The sequence below is a fragment of the Vibrio chagasii genome (assembly GCF_024347355.1).
Lineage (GTDB): Bacteria > Pseudomonadota > Gammaproteobacteria > Enterobacterales > Vibrionaceae > Vibrio > Vibrio chagasii.
On record NZ_AP025465.1, the window covers coordinates 834,581 to 853,854 of the forward strand.

The 19,274-nt window shown below is 43.6% G+C and carries 17 protein-coding genes, 1 tRNA gene and 2 pseudogenes; 14 read left to right on the forward strand and 6 right to left on the reverse strand.

Annotated features, from left to right (window positions below):
• The first annotated feature begins 10 nt into the window (after window positions 1-10).
• The 7 genes from prfA (at window position 11) to ybaK (ending at window position 6,978) form a co-directional block, all read left to right on the forward strand.
• Window positions 11-1,099, forward strand: coding sequence for a peptide chain release factor 1 (prfA, locus tag OCV52_RS03795; RefSeq protein ID WP_004739807.1), 1,089 nt, complete (start codon window positions 11-13; stop codon window positions 1,097-1,099).
• Window positions 1,100-1,104: 5 nt separating this feature from the next.
• Entirely contained in the window at window positions 1,105-1,977 is an 873-nt protein-coding gene (gene prmC / locus OCV52_RS03800) for a peptide chain release factor N(5)-glutamine methyltransferase (protein WP_137407341.1), read from the forward strand.
• 194 nt (window positions 1,978-2,171) lie between these two features.
• Window positions 2,172-2,555 (forward strand): SirB2 family protein, encoded by a 384-nt coding sequence (locus OCV52_RS03805; RefSeq protein ID WP_004739804.1) that lies wholly within the window; start codon window positions 2,172-2,174, stop codon window positions 2,553-2,555.
• A 27-nt stretch (window positions 2,556-2,582) separates the two neighbouring features.
• Window positions 2,583-3,392 (forward strand): SirB1 family protein, encoded by an 810-nt coding sequence (locus OCV52_RS03810; RefSeq protein ID WP_137407340.1) that lies wholly within the window; start codon window positions 2,583-2,585, stop codon window positions 3,390-3,392.
• 25 nt (window positions 3,393-3,417) lie between these two features.
• Window positions 3,418-4,269 carry a 3-deoxy-8-phosphooctulonate synthase gene (gene kdsA / locus OCV52_RS03815; protein WP_061034145.1) on the forward strand — a complete coding sequence of 284 codons (852 nt, stop codon included), beginning with the start codon at window positions 3,418-3,420 and terminating at the stop codon, window positions 4,267-4,269.
• A 457-nt stretch (window positions 4,270-4,726) separates the two neighbouring features.
• The gene (gene ushA, locus OCV52_RS03820) at window positions 4,727-6,388 is read left to right on the forward strand and encodes a bifunctional UDP-sugar hydrolase/5'-nucleotidase UshA (RefSeq protein ID WP_137407339.1); all 1,662 of its coding nucleotides are present in this window, start codon (window positions 4,727-4,729) and stop codon (window positions 6,386-6,388) included.
• Window positions 6,389-6,492: 104 nt separating this feature from the next.
• On the forward strand, window positions 6,493-6,978 hold the full coding sequence (ybaK, locus tag OCV52_RS03825) for a Cys-tRNA(Pro) deacylase (RefSeq protein WP_137407338.1): 486 nt from the start codon (window positions 6,493-6,495) through the stop codon (window positions 6,976-6,978).
• Between the two features lie 78 nt (window positions 6,979-7,056).
• Here ybaK and rluF read toward each other — a convergent pair whose 3' ends face one another.
• The 3 genes from rluF to OCV52_RS03840 all read right to left on the reverse strand — a co-directional run bounded on the left by rluF (window position 7,057) and on the right by OCV52_RS03840 (window position 9,219).
• Window positions 7,057-8,175, reverse strand: a complete 1,119-nt coding sequence (rluF, locus tag OCV52_RS03830) for a 23S rRNA pseudouridine(2604) synthase RluF (RefSeq protein WP_137407337.1) — start codon at window positions 8,173-8,175, stop codon at window positions 7,057-7,059.
• Window positions 8,176-8,343: 168 nt separating this feature from the next.
• A complete protein-coding gene (gene smrA / locus OCV52_RS03835) occupies window positions 8,344-8,925 on the reverse strand; it encodes a DNA endonuclease SmrA (protein ID WP_102423873.1) in 582 nt (193 codons plus the stop codon).
• 153 nt (window positions 8,926-9,078) lie between these two features.
• Window positions 9,079-9,219: a DUF3149 domain-containing protein gene (locus tag OCV52_RS03840; RefSeq protein WP_004739790.1), complete on the reverse strand. Its 141-nt coding sequence runs from the start codon at window positions 9,217-9,219 to the stop codon at window positions 9,079-9,081.
• 255 nt (window positions 9,220-9,474) lie between these two features.
• Between OCV52_RS03840 and OCV52_RS03845 the strand changes: the two genes are divergently transcribed.
• Window positions 9,475-9,551 (forward strand) — tRNA-Pro (locus OCV52_RS03845).
• 236 nt (window positions 9,552-9,787) lie between these two features.
• Entirely contained in the window at window positions 9,788-11,125 is a 1,338-nt protein-coding gene (locus OCV52_RS03850; RefSeq protein ID WP_137408666.1) for an IS4 family transposase, read from the forward strand.
• Between the two features lie 223 nt (window positions 11,126-11,348).
• On the opposite strand, the pseudogene OCV52_RS03855 reads toward OCV52_RS03850, so the two are convergent.
• Window positions 11,349-11,825, reverse strand: a pseudogene (locus OCV52_RS03855) (LuxR C-terminal-related transcriptional regulator); the annotation flags it as partial.
• Between the two features lie 72 nt (window positions 11,826-11,897).
• Between OCV52_RS03855 and OCV52_RS03860 the strand changes: the two are divergent.
• The 4 genes and pseudogenes from OCV52_RS03860 (at window position 11,898) to OCV52_RS03875 (ending at window position 14,323) form a co-directional block, all read left to right on the forward strand.
• Window positions 11,898-12,818: pseudogene (locus OCV52_RS03860) on the forward strand (IS5 family transposase).
• Window positions 12,819-12,875: 57 nt separating this feature from the next.
• A complete protein-coding gene (locus OCV52_RS03865; protein WP_261900871.1) occupies window positions 12,876-13,049 on the forward strand; it encodes a curli production assembly/transport protein CsgE in 174 nt (57 codons plus the stop codon).
• Between the two features lie 10 nt (window positions 13,050-13,059).
• Window positions 13,060-13,470, forward strand: a complete 411-nt coding sequence (locus OCV52_RS03870) for a curli assembly protein CsgF (protein ID WP_004739781.1) — start codon at window positions 13,060-13,062, stop codon at window positions 13,468-13,470.
• Window positions 13,471-13,486: 16 nt separating this feature from the next.
• Window positions 13,487-14,323: a CsgG/HfaB family protein gene (locus tag OCV52_RS03875; protein WP_137408643.1), complete on the forward strand. Its 837-nt coding sequence runs from the start codon at window positions 13,487-13,489 to the stop codon at window positions 14,321-14,323.
• 83 nt (window positions 14,324-14,406) lie between these two features.
• Here OCV52_RS03875 and OCV52_RS03880 read toward each other — a convergent pair whose 3' ends face one another.
• Together OCV52_RS03880 and OCV52_RS03885 are read right to left on the reverse strand one after the other, a co-directional pair.
• Complete coding sequence (locus OCV52_RS03880) at window positions 14,407-14,829, reverse strand: hypothetical protein (protein ID WP_137408642.1); 423 nt, start codon at window positions 14,827-14,829, stop codon at window positions 14,407-14,409.
• 122 nt (window positions 14,830-14,951) lie between these two features.
• Entirely contained in the window at window positions 14,952-15,830 is an 879-nt protein-coding gene (locus tag OCV52_RS03885; protein WP_137408641.1) for a TraB/GumN family protein, read from the reverse strand.
• Window positions 15,831-16,234: 404 nt separating this feature from the next.
• On the opposite strand from OCV52_RS03885, the gene OCV52_RS03890 reads away from it, so the two are divergent.
• On the forward strand, window positions 16,235-18,886 hold the full coding sequence (locus OCV52_RS03890) for a beta-N-acetylhexosaminidase (protein ID WP_137408640.1): 2,652 nt from the start codon (window positions 16,235-16,237) through the stop codon (window positions 18,884-18,886).
• The last annotated feature ends 388 nt before the right edge of the window (window positions 18,887-19,274 follow it).

The following is a 19,274-nucleotide window of genomic DNA, read 5'->3' on the forward strand; positions in this document are numbered from 1 at the left end:
ATAAGACATTATGAAAGCCTCGATTCTAGTAAAGCTTGAAACACTTGTTGAACGCTACGAAGAAGTTCAACACCTGCTTGGCGATCCAGATGTGATCGGTGATCAAAACAAATTCCGTGCACTATCTAAAGAGTACTCTCAGTTAGAAGAAGTGACTAAGTGCTTCCAAGCTTACCAGCAAGCTCAAGACGATCTAGAAGCTGCCGAAGATATGGCGCAGGAAGACGACGAAGAGATGCGCGAAATGGCGCAGGAAGAAATTAAAGAAGCGAAAGAAGCGATTGAGCGTCTAACTGATGAACTTCAGATTCTTCTTCTACCTAAAGATCCAAACGATGAGCGTAACTGTTTCCTAGAGATCCGTGCCGGTGCCGGTGGTGATGAAGCGGGTATCTTCGCGGGTAACCTTTTCCGTATGTACTCTAAGTTTGCAGAGAAGAAAGGCTGGCGCGTTGAAGTAATGAGCAGCAATGACTCAGAGCAAGGCGGCTACAAAGAGATGATCGCTAAAGTAAGCGGTGAAGGTGTTTACGGAGTAATGAAGTTTGAATCAGGCGGTCACCGTGTTCAACGTGTACCAGAGACTGAATCTCAAGGCCGTGTTCATACTTCTGCATGTACTGTTGCTGTTATGCCAGAAATCCCAGAAGCGGATCTTCCAGAAATTAAGGCTGCAGACCTGAAAATCGATACCTTCCGTGCATCTGGCGCGGGTGGTCAGCACGTTAACACCACGGATTCAGCTATCCGTATTACTCACTTGCCAACAGGTACAGTAGTAGAGTGTCAGGACGAGCGTTCTCAACATAAAAACAAAGCGAAGGCGATGGCTGTTCTTGCTGCGCGTATTGTACAAGCTGAAGAAGAGCGTCGTGCTGCTGAAGTATCTGACACGCGTCGTAACCTACTAGGCTCGGGTGACCGTAGTGACCGTATCCGTACTTACAACTACCCGCAAGGTCGTGTTTCTGATCACCGTATCAACCTAACACTTTACCGTCTGAACGAAGTGTTAGAAGGTGACATGCAAAGTCTGATTGATCCGGTTCTACAAGAGCACCAAGCAGACCAACTTGCTGCGCTAGCTGAGAACAACTAAACCCTATGCAATCTGCCTATACGGTTGAAAGTGCATTAAAAGCAGCAATCGTAGCGCTTCAAGAGGGTGACAATACGTCACCCTCAATTGATGCTGCGGTACTGCTTTGTCACGCTTTAGATAAACCAAGATCTTACCTGTTAACTTGGCCTGAGAAGCACCTTACCTCAGAACAAGAATCTGAATTTCAAGCCCTTTTAAAACGTCGCTTAACTGGTGAGCCTGTGGCTTACATTGTCGGTGAACGTGAGTTTTGGTCGCTGCCGTTAAAAGTTTCGCCATCTACTTTAATTCCTCGCCCGGATACTGAGCGTTTGGTTGAAGTTGCGTTGGATAAAACTTATGGCAAACAAGGTGCTATTCTGGATTTAGGGACAGGTACTGGTGCTATTGCATTGGCGCTGGCGTCTGAGATGCCAAATCGGCCAGTGATAGGCATTGATCTTCGTCCTGAAGCTCAAGCGCTTGCAACAGAGAATGCGAAACGCTTAAACATCACCAATGCTACGTTCTTGCATGGCAGTTGGTTTGATCCGCTTAGCGGTCTGGCTTCTGATGGCGATGAGGTTAAGTTCTCCCTGATTGTCTCTAACCCACCTTACATAGAGAAAGATGATCCTCATCTATCTCAGGGCGATGTGCGTTTTGAGCCGATTACTGCGCTTGTTGCTGAAGATAAAGGGCTTGCTGATATTCGCTACATTTCTGAAAACGCACGTGGCTTTTTAGAAAATGAGGGTTGGTTGGCATTTGAACACGGTTACGACCAAGGCTTGGCTGTACGTGAGATAATGCAAGCGCTAGGTTATCTCGATGTGGTTACAGAGAAAGATTACGGCGGTAATGACCGAGTGACATTAGGTCGTTATTGCTCATAGTTCGTTGTTGTTTGCTTAGGGCTAGTAGTTGCTAGCCACTCATGTAATCCTAGAAGGCGAACTTACGAAATTGATACCTTTAACGCGAAATTACATTTGACTCAGTAGTGCATTTAACGCAGAAATACAGAGCACCAACGGGTCCAATGTCGCTCGTGTTAACGAAAGCACATATAAAAATATAAAGGAATACCATGTACGAAGGTTTAAAACATTTTCACCTACTAACGATTGCGATAAGCGTGTCACTTCTTTCAATTCGTTTCGTTCTTATGATGGCGAACTCACCAAAGCTTAAGCACCCTTTCTTGCAGCGTTTCCCGCATATCAACGACTCGTTGCTATTGCTATCGGGTATTGGCTTGATTTTTATCACTGGCTTTATTCCATTTACCCCAGCTGCACCATGGCTAACAGAAAAGCTAACGTGTGTAATGGCATACATCGCATTGGGTTTCTTTGCGCTTAAACTGGGTAAGAATAAACTATTGAGAGTATTCTCTTTCTTCGGTGCGCTTGGCTGGTTAGCGATGGCTGGCAAAATTGCGATGACGAAGACGCCAACATTTTTCGGTTAATGATCTCCTTATTTCGGTTAACTACCTATGTACGAATTTTTTGACGAAGACTTTGACCAGCTAGAATTAGCTGAAGGTGCATTGATCTTAAATAAAGCGATTAACCCAGATACTCAAGACAATTGGGCTGAGCAAGAGCTAGCAAGACTGTTTAAAGAAGCTGAGTTTGCTTTGGTTCATGAAACCGATGAGCAACAGAAGTTTGAATCCTTTATTCGACTATTCTTCGATGAATGGGGCTTTGCGGGTGATAAAGACGCTTATTTCTCTTCAGAGAACGCTTTCATCGATAAAGTGCTAGAGCGTAAGAAAGGCATTCCTGTTAGTCTTGGCGCGATCTTTCTTTTTCTAGGTCGCAAGCTAGGCTTTCCTGTAGAGGGTGTCTCTTTCCCGACTCAGTTTCTTCTTAAAGTGACTTGGTATGGCCAAGCAGCAGTGTATATCAATCCTTACAATGGAGAGTACGTTGGTGAGCAGACGCTACGAGCGTGGCTGATTGGCCATGATGGTCCATTAGCTGAGCTTAAATCTGAGCATTTAGAAGTGGCTGACCATCCAACAATCATTGGCAAGTGGTTAGCGCTATTAAAGAGTGCGCTACTGAGAGAAGAGCGCTATACGCTAGCATTGAAATGTACAGACCTTGCATTAACGTTTGTACCTGACGACCCGTATGAAATCCGCGACCGTGGCTTTATCTATCAGCAGTTGGATTGTCACCAAGTGGCAGCGACGGATTACCAATATTTTATCGACCAATGCCCAGATGACCCTGCATCTGAGTTACTGAAATCTCAAGTGAACGTCATGAATGAAAAGACCGTGGTTGTTCACTAATTAATAATTATTTAGAGAGAATATGATGGAACAGAAAACAGTTCATATTGGCGATATGCCAATTGCTAACGACAAGCCATTCACGCTATTTGCAGGCATGAACGTTCTTGAATCTCGCGATCTAGCAATGCAGATCTGTGAGCACTACGTGAAAGTAACTGAAAAGCTGGGTATTCCTTATGTATTTAAGGCGTCTTTCGATAAGGCAAACCGTAGCTCAGTTCACTCATACCGTGGCCCTGGTATGGAAGAAGGTCTAAAGATCTTCCAAGAATTGAAAGACACATTCGGCGTTAAAATCATCACTGATGTTCACACTGAAGCACAAGCTCAGCCGGTTGCTGATGTGGTTGATGTTATTCAACTTCCAGCATTCTTAGCTCGTCAAACGGACCTTGTTGAAGCGATGGCTAAGACTGGCGCAGTTATCAATGTGAAGAAGCCTCAGTTCATGAGCCCGAACCAAGTTGGTAACATCGTTGATAAATTCGCAGAATGTGGCAACGACAAGATTATCCTTTGTGAGCGTGGCTCTTGCATGGGTTATGATAACCTAGTTGTAGATATGCTTGGTTTTGGCGTAATGAAGAAGTCTTCAAACGGTAGCCCGATCATCTTTGACGTGACGCACTCTCTACAGATGCGTGACCCTTCAGGTGCTGCATCTGGTGGTCGTCGTGAGCAAACGGTTGAACTTGCAAAAGCGGGCTTAGCGACCGGTATTGCTGGTCTGTTCATTGAAGCTCACCCGAACCCAGATCAAGCGCGCTGTGATGGCCCCTCTGCACTGCCTCTAGACAAGCTAGAACCGTTCTTGAAGCAGATGAAAGCACTTGATGACCTTATCAAAGGTTTTGACCACATCGATATTAAATAGTCGAACAGTATAGAATTCCAAGCCGGCGTAATTGCCGGCTTTTTTGTACCTATAGCTAAGGGAATGGCGACTACCTTGAGCTCCTTAAGCTAGCGTTAGTATGAATTTGTGATGTTATAACGTATCTTTCAGGGCTCTGATAAATCGAATAAATTTAATGAAGGTCACTTTGTAGCGCTTTCGAACTGAGTAAATCACAAATAATCTAAAAAATGATGAAAACGTTTGCCTGTGATCACTTATTAGCTCAACTGCAACTTTGTCGCTTTGTTACACACTCGATAGGGGATTATGGTGATCTATCCTACATAAATATGAAATCACTCTGTTAGGTTTACCGTCTTAATTTAAACTACTTCAAGTTTTACCATTCTCTAACCATGTTTCTAAAGTGGACATGGGCTTAAGGAGAGTGGCAGAAGCAGTGGATTCCCCTAAAAAGTTCAAAGGTATGACAATGAAGCAACGCCTTATTCTAAAGACAGCACTAAGTGCTGCAATTCTAGCGACTTTAGCTGGTTGTGCGTCTCAATCTGTTCATGATTGGAACCAAGACGAAACTTATAAGCTAACGATTCTTCACACTAACGACAACCATGGTCGTTTCTGGCAGAACAAATACGGCGAATACGGCATGTCTGCGCGTAAAACGCTGATTGATCAACTTCGTGCAGAAGTTGAAGCAGAAGGCGGTAGCGTGTTGCTTCTATCTGGTGGTGACATCAACACAGGTGTACCAGAGTCAGATCTTCAGGATGCAGAACCTGATTTCAAAGGTATGAACAAGATTGGTTACGATGCAATGGCACTTGGTAACCATGAGTTTGATAACTCACTAGACGTACTACAAAAGCAAATCGATTGGGCTAACTTCCCAATGCTATCTGCAAACATCTACGATAAAGCGACTGGCGAACGTAAGTTCCAAGCTTATGAGATGTTTGAAAAGCAAGGTATTAAAATCGCGGTTATTGGTTTAACAACTGAAGATACCCAAAAGATTGGTAACCCTGAGTTCATCGCAGGTATCGATTTCCGTGACCCTAAAGAAGAAGCGAAGAAACTGATCGCTGAACTTAAAGAAACAGAAAAACCAGATCTTATCTTTGCTGTGACTCACATGGGTCACTACGAAAATGGTCAGCGTGGCGTTAACGCACCAGGTGATGTTGCACTAGCGCGTTACCTAGACGAAGGTGACCTAGACATGATCGTTGGTGGTCACTCTCAAGAGCCTGTATGTATGGAAGGCCCTAACGTTGCGAAGAAAAACTTCAAGCCGGGTGATGAGTGTAAACCTGACCTTCAAAACGGTACTTACATCGTTCAAGCTCACGAATGGGGCAAATACGTAGGCCGTGCTGATTATGAATTCCGCAATGGCGAACTAGAAATGGTGAGCTACGACCTAATCCCAGTTAACCTGAAGAAAAAGGTTAAGATCGACGGTAAGAAGCAACGCGTACTTATCCAAGACGAGATTGCGCAAGATCCAGAACTACTAGAGTTCCTACGTCCATTCCAAGAGCAAGGCCAAGCACAGCTTGAAGTTAAGATTGCTGAAACAAATGGCAAGCTTGAAGGTGACCGTAACGTGGTTCGTTTCCAACAGACTAACCTAGGTCGTCTGATTGCAACTTCTCACATGGAGCGTGCAAAAGCAGATTTCGCAGTGATGAACTCTGGTGGTGTTCGTGATTCAATTGAAGCGGGTGAAGTAACATACAAAGATGTACTAACAGTACAACCTTTTGCAAACATCCTGACTTACACAGACATGACGGGTAAAGAAGTTCTAGATTACCTAAACGTAGTAGCGACTAAACCAATCGATTCAGGTGCTTACGCACAATTCGCTGGTATCTCAATGACAGTAGCGAACGGTGAAGTGTCTGACGTTGTTATCGGTGGTAAGCCACTTAACTTAGAAGAAACGTACCGCTTCACTGTACCAAGCTTTAACGCTGCTGGTGGTGACGGCTACCCTAAACTGTCTGACCACCCTGGTTACGTAAACACTGGTTTTGTTGACGCTGAAGTACTGAAAGAGTACCTAGAAGCGAATAGCCCAGTTGACGTGAACAAGTACGCTCCTTCTGGTCAAATTGTTTACAAGTAAATGGATCATTGAGCGCTAAATGCGATTGACTCTAGCGCCATGATAAATTTAACTAAAGCGACGCTCCGGCGTCGCTTTTTGTTTATCTATCGTTTGGATTTGTTATGACCCCTGCAATCAATATTGCCAAGAAAAAGAAAATCGCTCATACGGTGCATCAGTATCACCACGATGCCAACAATACTAACTATGGGTTAGAAGCTGTTGAAGCACTTGGGCAGGATCCTAAACGTGTATTCAAAACGCTTCTATTCTGCCTAAATGGTGTGGCGAAAGACTTGGCTGTTGCGGTGATTCCTGTCGACCAGAAATTAAATTTGAAACTTGCGGCTAAAGCGGCAAAAGGTAAAAAAGCAGAGATGGCTAACCCAGATATTGCTCAGAAAACCACAGGTTATGTAGTGGGGGGGATTAGCCCGCTTGGTCAGAAGAAAGCGCTGCCGACTTTTGTTCATTCCAGTGCGACGGAGTTTGAAACGATCTGCGTAAGTGCAGGCAAGCGAGGGTTGGAAATTGAACTCGCCCCTAAAGATTTAGCTCAACTGACTCGAGCTCAGTTTACTGATTTGTGCTTGCAAGCTGATGGCTAGTCGTCACGAGGTATGATGTATGAAATAACAAATAAAAACGCCCACTTAGTCGTGGGCGTTTTTGTATACGGAGTTACTCTACTTTTTCAGACCTAGAGTACCACCAACACGTTTTGCTGCTGGTTTATTTGGTCGGTTTGACTCTTGGTGGCGATTAGTCGGCTTGCCACCTCGATTACGATCTGAACTCTTGTTGTCTGAGTTAGAGCGCTCAGAGCGAGAATTCGATTTCCAATTTTCTGTGTTGCCTTTACTCTGGCCTCTGTTTTCACCATTCGATGAATTACGACCACGCTTTGAATTCGGCGCATGACGGAATTCATCCGCGTTATTACCACGGTAAGTACGAGTACGATTCTCTTTTTGATTACGTCGAGCAGTGGAAGCTTGGTTCTCTTCACGGCTATCAAATAGCTTAGCGTCTGTCGCCTTGCGGATACGCTGACCCTTTGCGTTAATTTTAGATGCGTCTTCTGTACTTACAGAACCTTCACACATAGCTAGAATTTCTGCGATCTCTTCCTCGCTCAAGTAACGCCACTTGCCATTAGGGATACCGTCCAAAGAGATGTTCATGATACGAACACGACGTAGTTTGAAAACTTCATAGCCAAGTGCTTCACACATGCGACGAATCTGGCGGTTCAGACCTTGCGTTAATGTGATTCGGAATGAGAACTTAGTCTCTTTCTCTACTTTACATGGCAACGTTACCGTATCCAGAATCGGCACACCCGCTGCCATTTTCTGTAAGAATTCACCTGTGATTGGTTTATCGACACGAACCACATACTCTTTCTCGTGGTTGTTACCAGCACGAAGAATCTTGTTTACGATGTCACCGTCGTTTGTCAGGAAGATCAAACCATCAGATGGCTTATCCAAGCGGCCAATCGGGAAGATGCGCTTATGGTGACCGATGAAATCGACGATGTTTCCAGGAATATCACGTTCAGTGGTGCAGGTAATACCTGTCGGTTTATTTAAAGCGATGTAGATAGGTTTCTCTTTCGAGCGAACCGGTTTGTTGTCGATCTCAACATCATCACCTGGCATTACTTTGGTGCCCATTTCTGGGATCTTGCCGTTAATAGTAACTCGACCTGCATCAATCAGTTTGTCGGCTTCGCGGCGTGAGCAAAAACCAGTTTCACTGATGTATTTGTTAAGGCGTTTAGCTTGGGATTCTTGTGACATGATATTCTCTTAGCGTTTCACAACGGAAATATAGGGAGACAAAAAAGCAACTACAGAGCAGTTGCTTTACGTTTGAATTCGTTAACTGACAACAATTTTAGCACTTGGTTTGAGTCTAGGCACTAAATATCGATCTTGGGGTGAAAGCCCGCTCCAGAATTTCGATGATCAGCTAGTGCGCTTTTGATGACGCTCTCTATTTTCTAGTTTCTTCTCATTGCTTTTTCTAAGCATGACATAAACAGCACCGGTACCACCGTGAAATTGCTGTGCTGAGTGTACACATTGCACATCGTTGATCTGAGTCAGCCAGTTAGTCACGTAGCTTTTCATCATCGCTGGTGGATTTGAGCGTTCTCCTTTCCCATGAACGATAATGACAGTGCGAACATCCATTCTTAAGCATTGGCGTAAAAATGACAGCACTTCGTTGCGAGCGTCTTTCAGCGTCTTTCTATGGAGATCGAGTTTGGCCTGAATGGGGTACTTACCTAGGCGCAGTTTTTTGTATACGCCTTCCTGAACACCATCCTTCTTATAAGCAATAACGTCGTCTGGCTTAACCATCGGAGAGTAATCGAGTGATAGGTAATCTTTCTCATCATCAGAGAGCCACATAGCGGCTTCACGCTTAGCAAGCTGAGACTCTGTAACGCGATGTACTTTCTGGTGTTCTGCGGTGTCATGGTCGATACGTTTAACATCGCCCATCATTTGTTGGAATAGCTCTAAATCGTCATCATGAGACATAGTGTGCATCTCAAGTTGGTAAGAATAGAGTAAGTATACCTAAGTTGGGGTAGGGTTTAAAAATGAAAAAACCGGAGGAGACAAGAGAAGTCAGCTCCGGTGCAAAGCGTTTTCAAATTTACCTATAGTAATGAAGCTTTAGGCTGAGCGACTCTAGTGAGGAGATTTGTCAGTCATAACTTTGTAGATGAAGAAGCCTCCATAAAACATCATGAGACCCAGAGCCCCGAAGATTACTATCATTGAAGATAGTCCCACCGCATTACCAAATAGGAGATCTAGCCAAAAGTCCATGTGTATACCTCAAAGTTATATGACATGGGTTAGTGTATTAAGTGACATTATCAATTTACTGATCTGGATCAATCCTGTTGCATAAGTTAAATACTTGTTGGTAACTGTGTGTTTTTCGTCACATTGAGCTTGTTGTTGTATGTCTTTTGCTCGAACGATTCAAGATCGCAATAAATATGATAAAAAGCCCTTGCGGATAAACTCAGAATCCGTATTATACGCTCCATCGACAGGCAATGAGCCAGTTAGATATCTCGGTGAATAGCGCAGCTTGGTAGCGCATCTGGTTTGGGACCAGAGGGTCGGGGGTTCGAATCCCTCTTCACCGACCACATTAAAGAAAGCCGTAGCAGAGATGCTACGGCTTTTTTGCATTTGAATGTTCTGTTTCGGAACTAGTGGGTAGGGGGCTTGAATGCCAGTCCAATCCAATTCCTCTTCACCGACCACTTATAGAAAGCCTGCTCAATGAGCTAACACTGATCATTTAAGCATTTTTTCGATCAGTTGAACGATCCCATAGATGGTTGACAATACCCTTAAGCACTTTTGTTTAAGGGTATTTTTTATGTTGTCACACTGGTTAATTGATGTTGACGATTTTGCTAATCCAGAATCTCTTTCTTTGTTCCAAAAAGACCTGCCGCTAGATTGGATAAACCAAGCTTTATCTGAAACGAATAAAGCGAGTATGCGCCGTAGAAAGCTACCCGCTGAACTCGTTGTATGGCTAGTCGTTGGTATTGGTCTATATCGAGATAGACCGATCACCGATGTACTCGATAAACTCGACCTCAAATTGTCTAATTCATTGGGTGAGTCTATTGCACCTAGTGCAATTCCCCAGGCGAGAAAGCGCCTCACCGCTAAACCTTTACAGTCATTATTCTCAATCACTGCAAAACACTGGACACAGTTGGAGGATGCCGCTGATACATGGAATGGTTTGAGTCTATTTTCAATTGATGGCACACAGTTTAGAACTCATGATAATCCAAGCTTAGTCGAGCATTATCAATATGTTTACTACCGTAAAGATAGGCATACTGAGTACCCAATAGTTCGAATGTGCGCACTCACATCACTACGCAGCCGCCTTATTCATGATGTGGCTTTTGGGGAAAGCTCTAAAGGTGAAATCAGTTATGCAAAAGATTTAATTTCATCATCAGTTCCGAATTCATTGACCATTTTTGACCGTTGCTATTTGAGCGCAGAACTTATGCTTAACTGGCAACAAGAGCATGGGACAAGCCACTGGATGACCCCAATAAAGTCGAATGTGAAATATGAAATCATCGAGCAACTCGATGATGATGGACATGATCTTATTGTAGAAATGAAAGTCTCCCCCCAGGCTAGAAAACAGGACCCGAGTCTTCCGGAAACGTGGCAAGCTAGGCTGGCTCTATATCCCGATGATGGTGAACGACAACCAAATCATATACAAGGGTTGCTGACATCTCTAACAGATAGAAAATACAGTTTAAAATCATTATTAGATGTGTACTTCGAAAGGTGGGAGATCGAGAATAGCTATGGCGAGATTAAGCATGACATGCTTGAAGATGAAATCCTGCTCCGAAGTCAATCTGTAGAGGGCGTAGAGCAAGAAATATGGGGTATCCTTATCGCGTATAACTTGGTTCGTCTGGAGATTAGCCGGATAGCAAAAGAGGCAGAAGTCTCGCCACTTAGGATAAGCTTCACGATGGCTCTTCGCGATATTCAAGATGAACTAATGTGGTGTGCTATCGCCTCACCAGGTTCGATTCCCCAAAAGTTGCGTGCTATGAGAGAACGAGTGAAACGTTATATCTTGCCCGAAAAACAAAAACGGCCCAAAGATAGGACCGTTCGTTTTAGCAAAACTCGCTACATTGTGCGTTCTAAACATCTTAAATGATAGGTGTTAGCTCAATGAGCAGGCTTTCGTCGTTTAGGAGCGTAGAAAATAGGATTAGAACCTAAGTGGGGTTCGTCTGATACTCGAAATAAGCTCTTTACCGACCATATTAAAGAAAGCCGTAGCACTCTTTGCAATAGGAGGGGCTACGGCTTTTTTTGTATTTGGGCTTTTTGCATTCTAGCTGCTTTGGCTGTTTATGGTTTAGAGCAGAGAGTTAGGTCTATTGAACGAACTCATTAGTAGCCACATTATTCTTCACCCAGATTAAAGCTTGTAAGCGATTCTTCACCTTAATCTTTTTGAATGTATTGTGAAGGTGCGCCTTAACGGTATTCTCACTTACATAAAGCGTGTCCGCAATTTGCGTGTTAGATGCACCATCACCGAGTAGTTTGATGATTTGCTGTTCGCGTTTAGTGAGCTTGAGGTAATAAGGGCTGGTTTTCGCGCACTGCCTCTCTCTATAGAAGCTAATGCATTGGTAAATGAGCTTCCTGCTCATCCACATTTCACCCTGTAAGATACAGGTAAATCCTGTCACTAGCTTATCAAGCGTGTCAGAGGCATAAAAAATACCAACGAGATACTGCCATTTGAGCATTTCAGAGTGAGGGAAGTCGCTGGGCGTATTGAGTAATACTTCATGAACATCACTCTCGATATCATCTCTAAGCTCTTGATATTTTTCGGGGCTTTGTTGCGTAAATCGATGGAACCAAATCAAGAAGCTACGATCTGATCAGCTACACCTTTTAATCGTCGTAGCCTCATGCCTAAACCTCGTTACAAAACAACTAACTGGAAGCAGTACAATCAAGCCTTAACCAATCGTGGTTGTCTGACCTTTTGGATTGATGAGGAAGCGATAGCCGAGTGGAAGCAAAACAAACAAGGCAAGCGTGGTAGACCTCGCCGGTTCAGCGACTTAGCCATTACTACTGCATTGATGGTGAAACGCGTGTTCTCTATGCCATTGAGAGCGCTGCAAGGATTTCTAGACTCCGTATTTAAGCTGGCTAACATCCCACTTGTTTGCCCACACTACACCTGTATAAGCCGCCGAGCTAAGGAAGCTGAGGTTTCATTTAAACCCAAAACCAGAGGAGCAATACAACATCTGGCAATTGATGCCACTGGCCTCAAGGTTTATGGCGAAGGTGAATGGAAGGTCAAAAAGCATGGTACTGATGGGAAGCGCAGAGTCTGGCGTAAGCTACATTTAGCCGTTGATACTAGCAGTCACGAAATAGTCGCAGCAGAGCTGAGTTTATCTAACGTTACCGATGGCGAAGTGCTTCCCAACCTACTTAAGCAGACACGTCGTAAAATCATTGAGGTATCAGGTGATGGTGCTTATGACACAAGACATTGCCATGATGCAATACGTATAAAGCGAGCGGTTCCGCTAATCCCGCCACGCGAAGGGGCTGCCTTCTGGGAGCAATGACACCCTCGCAATTTAGCAGTTGGTTGTCAGAAGCTTTATGGCTCCAACAATAAGTGGAAAAAGCGGTATGGCTATCACAAGCGGTCGCTATCAGAGACAGCAATGTATCGAGTGAAACAGTTGCTAGGTGGGAAATTAAGCCTGAGAAACTACAACGCTCAAGTTGGCGAGACTTACGCTATGATCAAAGCGCTGAATAAGCTTACGGGGTTAGGTATGCCTGAAACTCAGTATATTGTTTAAGAGTCAAGCACATGGGACAGGCATGTCTTCGCTCTGAATTAAGCAACAAAGCCCATCATAGAGGTTCAACACTCTAGAAAACCGATCTTCAGTACAGCGTTGTCCCCCGGTCGTAGACAAGCAAAAGAACGAGCCGCTGATGCAACACGAGTTGTAGGGAATTACATCATTAGATGGCAAGCGGAAAGGCTCTTTCAGGATACTTACGACCTAGACCATGATGAATTTTAAGGAGCCAAGGATGTCGATACTTTTCAGAAAGGCAGCGCTTATTGCGTTGTTAGCTTCCCCTTCGATTTACGCGAGCGAATTAGTTTATACGCCCGTAAACCCCAGTTTCGGTGGAAACGCTTTAAACAGTTCTCACCTATTTAATCACGCTAACGCTATCAATGATTACGAAGATCCAAGTGCTAGGGATATTTTTGATGAACAAGAATCAGCATTAGATCGTTTAGCCTCCAGCTTAGAGTCTCGCCTGATTAGCCAATTGCTTGCTGACGTGGGTAATGGCAATACTGGGCAACTAGAAACGGAAGACTTCTTTCTCAACATCGTTGATGACTCAGGGACGTTATTGGTTCAAATCGTCGACAAAGCGACTGGTGAGTCAACTGAAATCAGCGTATCGGGATTAAATCCAGACCTCTAATCACAAGGGTTGTGTTATGAAATCGATTATTATCGTCTTTCTAACCTTCGTGTTAGGAGGATGCACTTACTCTATGCAAATTCCAGAGACTTCTGAAACACCTAAGCTGATGCCGAGAGGATCGACTTACACCGATCTCAGCTCACTACCTCAGCCTCGCGGTAAAATATTGGTCTCAGTCTATGATTTTAGAGACCAAACGGGGCAATACAAACCTCAACCAAACAGTAACTTCTCAACAGCTGTACCACAGGGCGGTACATCACTGCTCACGACAGCATTGATTGATTCACAATGGTTTGTCCCTCTAGAACGTGAAGGGCTACAGAACTTGTTGACGGAACGTAAGATCATTCGTGCGGCTCAGAAAAAAGACAAAGTCGTGAATAATCATGGTGCGGATTTGTCATCTTTGAGTTCCGCTAACATTGTTATCGAAGGCGGGATTGTGGCTTATGACTCAAATATTGTTACCGGAGGGGCAGGCGCTAAGTATTTAGGTATTGGTGGTTCTGGGCAGTACAGAACGGATCAAGTCACGGTGAATTTGAGAGCCGTCGATGTTCGAACTGGGCAAGTTCTTTTGAGTGTCACTACTACTAAAACCATTTCCTCTCATGAGATCGGCTTCGGTGCATTTCGCTTTGTTGACTATAAAGAGTTGTTAGAAGTTGAGATGGGCTACAGCCAAAATGAACCAGTGAATATTGCCGTAATGTCTGCGATAGATGCGGCAGTGATTCATTTAATCGTTAAAGGAATGAAACGTGGTATGTGGTCGCCTGGTGACCCTAATGCAATGCAAAACCCAATCATTGCACGTTATTCGGAAGCGAGCACTGACATTCTTTAAATAACCGAGTAAGCAGCAAAATAGGGCTATGCGGAAAATGGATCTTACCCGTAGCCCTGTTTTTTATCTGTTACTCAGCTGATTTATTTGACGTCACAAGTAATGTCTTTGATCGGTGTCTCTGAAGTAACAAAACAAACATAAGCTTCTGCTGGATTATTGGGACCAATTCGAATGTAACCCGCCTTCACTTCATCTTCATTAAACGTAGCCGAACTAGAGTTCCCAGTTTGATTATCGTAGAAGCTTGCTTCAAAGTTTCCATTCATTTGGCTGACGATGCGGTTTCTCGTTGTCGATGTTGTGAATGTTATCGTCGCACATCGCATTGGCGGCTTCTCTGTTATGAGAAATTGCCCACTTTCTTTATCTATCACACCCCCCTTTGTATCTGGCTGAATGTCGATAGCTTGAAATTGTTCTACCGTACAAGTTTCTTTGGCAGACACTACTGTAGGCATAAGGACGGCAAAGGCTAGAGGAAAAGCGAAAAGTACTGGTTTCATTAGAACAACACCATTTATAAAAAGAGCGAAAGATGATAGCACCACTATAGCGTTGCTAAATGTAAAATGTCTGTTATTAAGGAAACGCTTTTATAATGAAAAAGTCATGGCATCAAAATTAACTAGTGATCTTCAAACTGACACTGTGCTTTTTGGCTCTTTGATTGTTGCGTCACACTGAACCCTTTATCTTCTAACAACTGCAAAAGATTACCTTCGCCAATTAGGTGTAAGGTGCCGACGACTAACAAGTAGTGTCCTTTCGTATCGAGTTTCCAGTCATTGGATGATAGTTTATTTGCCCAGTCTACGTTGCGATCTGTTAGGAATGCTTTCTCAAGCTCGGTTGGCATTTCAGACAATTCCGCAAAATCCTCAAGTTTGGACTCATCGCCCGCTTTCCAGCTTTCAATGAGGCAATGCACGACACGGTCCGTTTGGTCAAATTCTTCAAGGCTAGTCAACAACCACTCTTTACCCGAATCTTTTTGTCCTGCGATTAGGTCAATTTGAAATTGTAGAGGCTCTAAGCTGATCACCGGAACGTCTTGTATGGTTGCCTTATAGGCTAATGTTGCGTCTACACCGCCCGCCGAGCCATAGCCGAGATTCTTTAATTGCTGCATTTGTATCGATAAAGATGTCGCCCAAGGTGGAGAGCTCAATAGTTGCTGAGTCGGCATCCCCAAAGATTTTGAAATGCTTGTTAGTAACTGCTTTTGTTCTGCGCTGAGCACATCAGCCGTGGTCACTGTTGTAGTCGGGTATACGACACCTTCGGATTTCCTGATATCCGTTTCGATGATTAGGCCATCGCTCTCTTTTAATGTGTCGGTAATCTGCGTGGGAAGTGGATACATGCTTTCATCCCCAACGTGTACAGAACCTAAAATTGTTAAGGTCAGGTCATCTTTTTTGGCTTGCCAATACAGAGGTTCTGCTAAAGCGTGCTTAGTCGTAAAGGTAAGAGCGAGTAACGTTAAGTGTAAGAATGTGCGCAAAGAGAGCTCCTAGAGGAAGACGTAACTCGTTAAAAATGATTTTGACGGAGTTTTTTAACGGTTTTTTTTTGAGAACAATGTCACGTTGTTTGTAAGAAAAGTATAACAATACGCTGAAACTCTAAATCCTTTCTGACTACCAATGACACGATTTTATGAAATCGGTAAAAAAGATTGTGATTCATTTCTCAAATTTTACGTCAAAATTAAAATGACGGAAGTGCCGTTGCTTGTAACTTGATGATTTTATTTAAATTAAATTTATCAATATTTTTGAGATTTGAAGCCGATCACTTTATTAGCTCGATTTAATTCACGGTAAAAAATAAGCCCATATAGTTTATCTAACTTTCGAAGCGCTCCATTTTGCTTCTTACTCAATTTTTAATTTATGGGTGAATACGATGTTGAAGAGAAACTTACTATCTGTAGCGGTATTGGCTGGCCTAACAGGTTGTGCAGTAACGCAAGCACCAGAACAAAAAGTAGTGAATGCACTGGCTGACAATCTTGATGTTCAGTACGAAATTCTAACTAATCATGGTGCGAATGAAGGCTTGGCTTGTCAGGATCTAGGTGCTGAATGGGCGTCATGTAATAAAGTGAACATGACGCTAACCAATGACGGTGAAGCGATTGACTCTAAAGATTGGAGCATCTACTTCCACAGTATTCGTCTTATTTTAGATGTTGATAATGAGCAATTTAAGATCACTCGCGTTACTGGTGACCTTCACAAGCTAGAACCTACTGAAAAATTTGACGGCTTTGCGGCTGGTGAAGAAGTGGTTCTTCCGTTAACGAGTGAATACTGGCAACTGTTTGAAACTGACTTTATGCCAGGTGCATTCGTGACGGGGCCAAACGCAGAACCTAAGATGATTGCATCATTGAATACAGAAGATGTTGCATCGTTCGTAACTGGTCTTGAGGGTAATAACCTTAAGCGTACGCCTGATGATAATAACGTAATGGCGACAGCGGTGACGCGTTTTGAAAAGAATGCTGATCTAGCAACGCAAGATGTATCAACAACGCTATTGCCAACGCCAATGTCGGTAGAAGCGGCTGAAGGTTCAGTAAGTATTGCTGGTGGTATTGCTTTACCAAAAGACGCATTCGACGCTGATCAGTTCGCTGCAATTGAAGAACGTGCAGATGTGGTAAACGTAGATGTGAGTGGTGACCTTCCTGTAAGTGTCGCTGTTGTTCCTACTCAGTTTACGGGTGATTTAGCGAAATCTGGCGCTTATGAACTAAGCATCTCGGAAGAGGGGATTGCGATTAAAGCATTTGATAAAACCGGCGCTTTCTACGCAGTTCAGTCTATTTTTGGCCTAATAGATAGTCAGAACGCTGAATCATTACCACAACTGTCAATTAAAGATGCGCCGCGCTTTGATTATCGTGGTGTGATGGTGGATGTTGCTCGAAACTTCCACTCAAAAGATGCCATCTTAGCAACGCTAGATCAAATGGCGGCATACAAGATGAATAAACTGCACCTTCACCTAACGGATGATGAAGGTTGGCGTTTAGAAATTCCAGGTTTACCAGAGCTAACGGATGTAGGGTCTAATCGTTGTTTTGATTTGGATGAACAAAGCTGCTTACTGCCTCAGCTAGGTTCTGGTCCTACAACAGACAACTTTGGCTCTGGTTTCTTTAGTAAAGCGGATTACGTCGAGATTTTAAGCTACGCTAAAGCGCGCAGCATCGAAGTTATCCCTGAAATTGATATGCCAGCACACGCTCGTTCAGCTGTGGTATCAATGGAAGCGCGTTACACTCGTCTCATGGCGGAAGGCAAAGAAGCAGAAGCGAACGAATACCGCTTGATGGATCCACAAGATACATCGAACGTAACCACGGTTCAGTTCTACGATAAGCAAAGCTTCATTAACCCATGTATGGAGTCATCAACTCACTTCGTCGATAAAGTAATCTCTGAAGTGGCGGCAATGCACCAAGAAGCGGGCGTTCCGCTAACGACTTGGCACTTTGGTGGCGATGAGGCGAAAAACATCAAGTTAGGTGTAGGCTTACAAGATATTAATGCAGAAGATCAAGTGGCTTGGAAAGGCAATATCGATTTGTCTAAGCAAGATAAGCCGTTCCAACAATCACCACAATGTCAGTCATTGATCGCTGATGGTACTGTAAGCGATTTCGGTCATCTACCAAGCCACTTCGCAGAACAGGTTTCTAAGATTGTTGCTGAGAAGGGTATTCCACACTTCCAAGCATGGCAAGATGGTCTGAAATACAGCGAGGGTGAAGAAGCATTTGCAACCGAAAGCACTCGCGTGAACTTCTGGGACGTTCTTTACTGGGGCGGAACTTCATCAGTATACGATTGGTCAGCAAAAGGGTATGACGTGATTGTCTCTAACCCAGACTACGTATACATGGATATGCCATACGAAGTTGATGCTGCTGAGCGCGGTTACTACTGGGCAACACGTGCAACCGATACTCGTAAGATGTTTGGCTTCGCACCAGAAAACATGCCACAAAACGCAGAAACATCATTAGACCGTGATGGTAATGGTTTCTCAGGTAAAGGTGAGGTTGAAGCGAAACCTTTCTACGGTCTGTCAGCTCAACTTTGGTCAGAAACAGTACGTACTGACGAGCAATATGAATACATGGTGTTCCCTCGTGTACTAGCAGCAGCAGAGCGTGCATGGCACCGAGCTGAGTGGGAAAACGACTATAAGGTTGGTGTTGAATACTCTCAAGAAACTAACTTAGTGAATAAGCAAGCGTTGAACAGCGACTTTAATCGCTTTGCGAATATTCTTGGTCAACGTGAACTAGCTAAGCTAGAAAAAGCAGGTATTGATTACCGACTACCAGTTCCAGGTGCGAAGGTTGTTGACGGTAAGCTAGCGATGAACATTCAATTCCCAGGTGTAGAGCTGCAATACTCTGCTGATGGCGAAAACTGGCTAACGTACGATGAGCAACAACGTCCATCAGTTTCTGGTGAGACTTACATCCGCTCTATTTCAGAAAGTGGTGAGAAAGTAAGTCGAGTGACCTCAGTTAAATAATCGATAAGCACTATTAGTAGAAGAGCTCCTGACCTTTATCTTATTCAAGATAAAACGGGAGCTCTTTTTGTTTACTGCGAATTAGGTGTTTATCCAAAACTGAAACATATAGAAATCGCCTTTGTTCATATCATCAACAATGCACATAAGGTGACTTTAATCCCAAAAGTGACGCGCTTCTCATTATTCTCTTCAAAAAATAAGTCCCCTGTAAAAAACTCTAAATCAGATGTGATTCAACTATCTAAATCTAATTTTTCTTCGTGAAATAATGTGATCCCGATCTGTATACTTTTCAATCTTGAGTTTTTTATCAATTTTTATGCCTTTAAGTTATTAATTTTAAAGTGTTAAATAACTTGTCTTTTTTTGATAGTGAGAGGGAACA

Bases quoted from the DNA above. Each gene is read 5' to 3' on its own strand.
- prfA (WP_004739807.1), top strand. From the start codon at position 11: ATGAAAGCCTCGATTCTAGTAAAGCTTGAAACACTTGTTGAACGCTAC.
- prmC (WP_137407341.1), top strand. From the start codon at position 1,105: ATGCAATCTGCCTATACGGTTGAAAGTGCATTAAAAGCAGCAATCGTA.
- OCV52_RS03805 (WP_004739804.1), top strand. From the start codon at position 2,172: ATGTACGAAGGTTTAAAACATTTTCACCTACTAACGATTGCGATAAGC.
- OCV52_RS03810 (WP_137407340.1), top strand. From the start codon at position 2,583: ATGTACGAATTTTTTGACGAAGACTTTGACCAGCTAGAATTAGCTGAA.
- kdsA (WP_061034145.1), top strand. From the start codon at position 3,418: ATGGAACAGAAAACAGTTCATATTGGCGATATGCCAATTGCTAACGAC.
- ushA (WP_137407339.1), top strand. From the start codon at position 4,727: ATGAAGCAACGCCTTATTCTAAAGACAGCACTAAGTGCTGCAATTCTA.
- ybaK (WP_137407338.1), top strand. From the start codon at position 6,493: ATGACCCCTGCAATCAATATTGCCAAGAAAAAGAAAATCGCTCATACG.
- rluF (WP_137407337.1), bottom strand. From the start codon at position 8,175: ATGTCACAAGAATCCCAAGCTAAACGCCTTAACAAATACATCAGTGAA.
- smrA (WP_102423873.1), bottom strand. From the start codon at position 8,925: ATGTCTCATGATGACGATTTAGAGCTATTCCAACAAATGATGGGCGAT.
- OCV52_RS03840 (WP_004739790.1), bottom strand. From the start codon at position 9,219: ATGGACTTTTGGCTAGATCTCCTATTTGGTAATGCGGTGGGACTATCT.
- OCV52_RS03850 (WP_137408666.1), top strand. From the start codon at position 9,788: ATGTTGTCACACTGGTTAATTGATGTTGACGATTTTGCTAATCCAGAA.
- OCV52_RS03870 (WP_004739781.1), top strand. From the start codon at position 13,060: ATGTCGATACTTTTCAGAAAGGCAGCGCTTATTGCGTTGTTAGCTTCC.
- OCV52_RS03875 (WP_137408643.1), top strand. From the start codon at position 13,487: ATGAAATCGATTATTATCGTCTTTCTAACCTTCGTGTTAGGAGGATGC.
- OCV52_RS03880 (WP_137408642.1), bottom strand. From the start codon at position 14,829: ATGAAACCAGTACTTTTCGCTTTTCCTCTAGCCTTTGCCGTCCTTATG.
- OCV52_RS03890 (WP_137408640.1), top strand. From the start codon at position 16,235: ATGTTGAAGAGAAACTTACTATCTGTAGCGGTATTGGCTGGCCTAACA.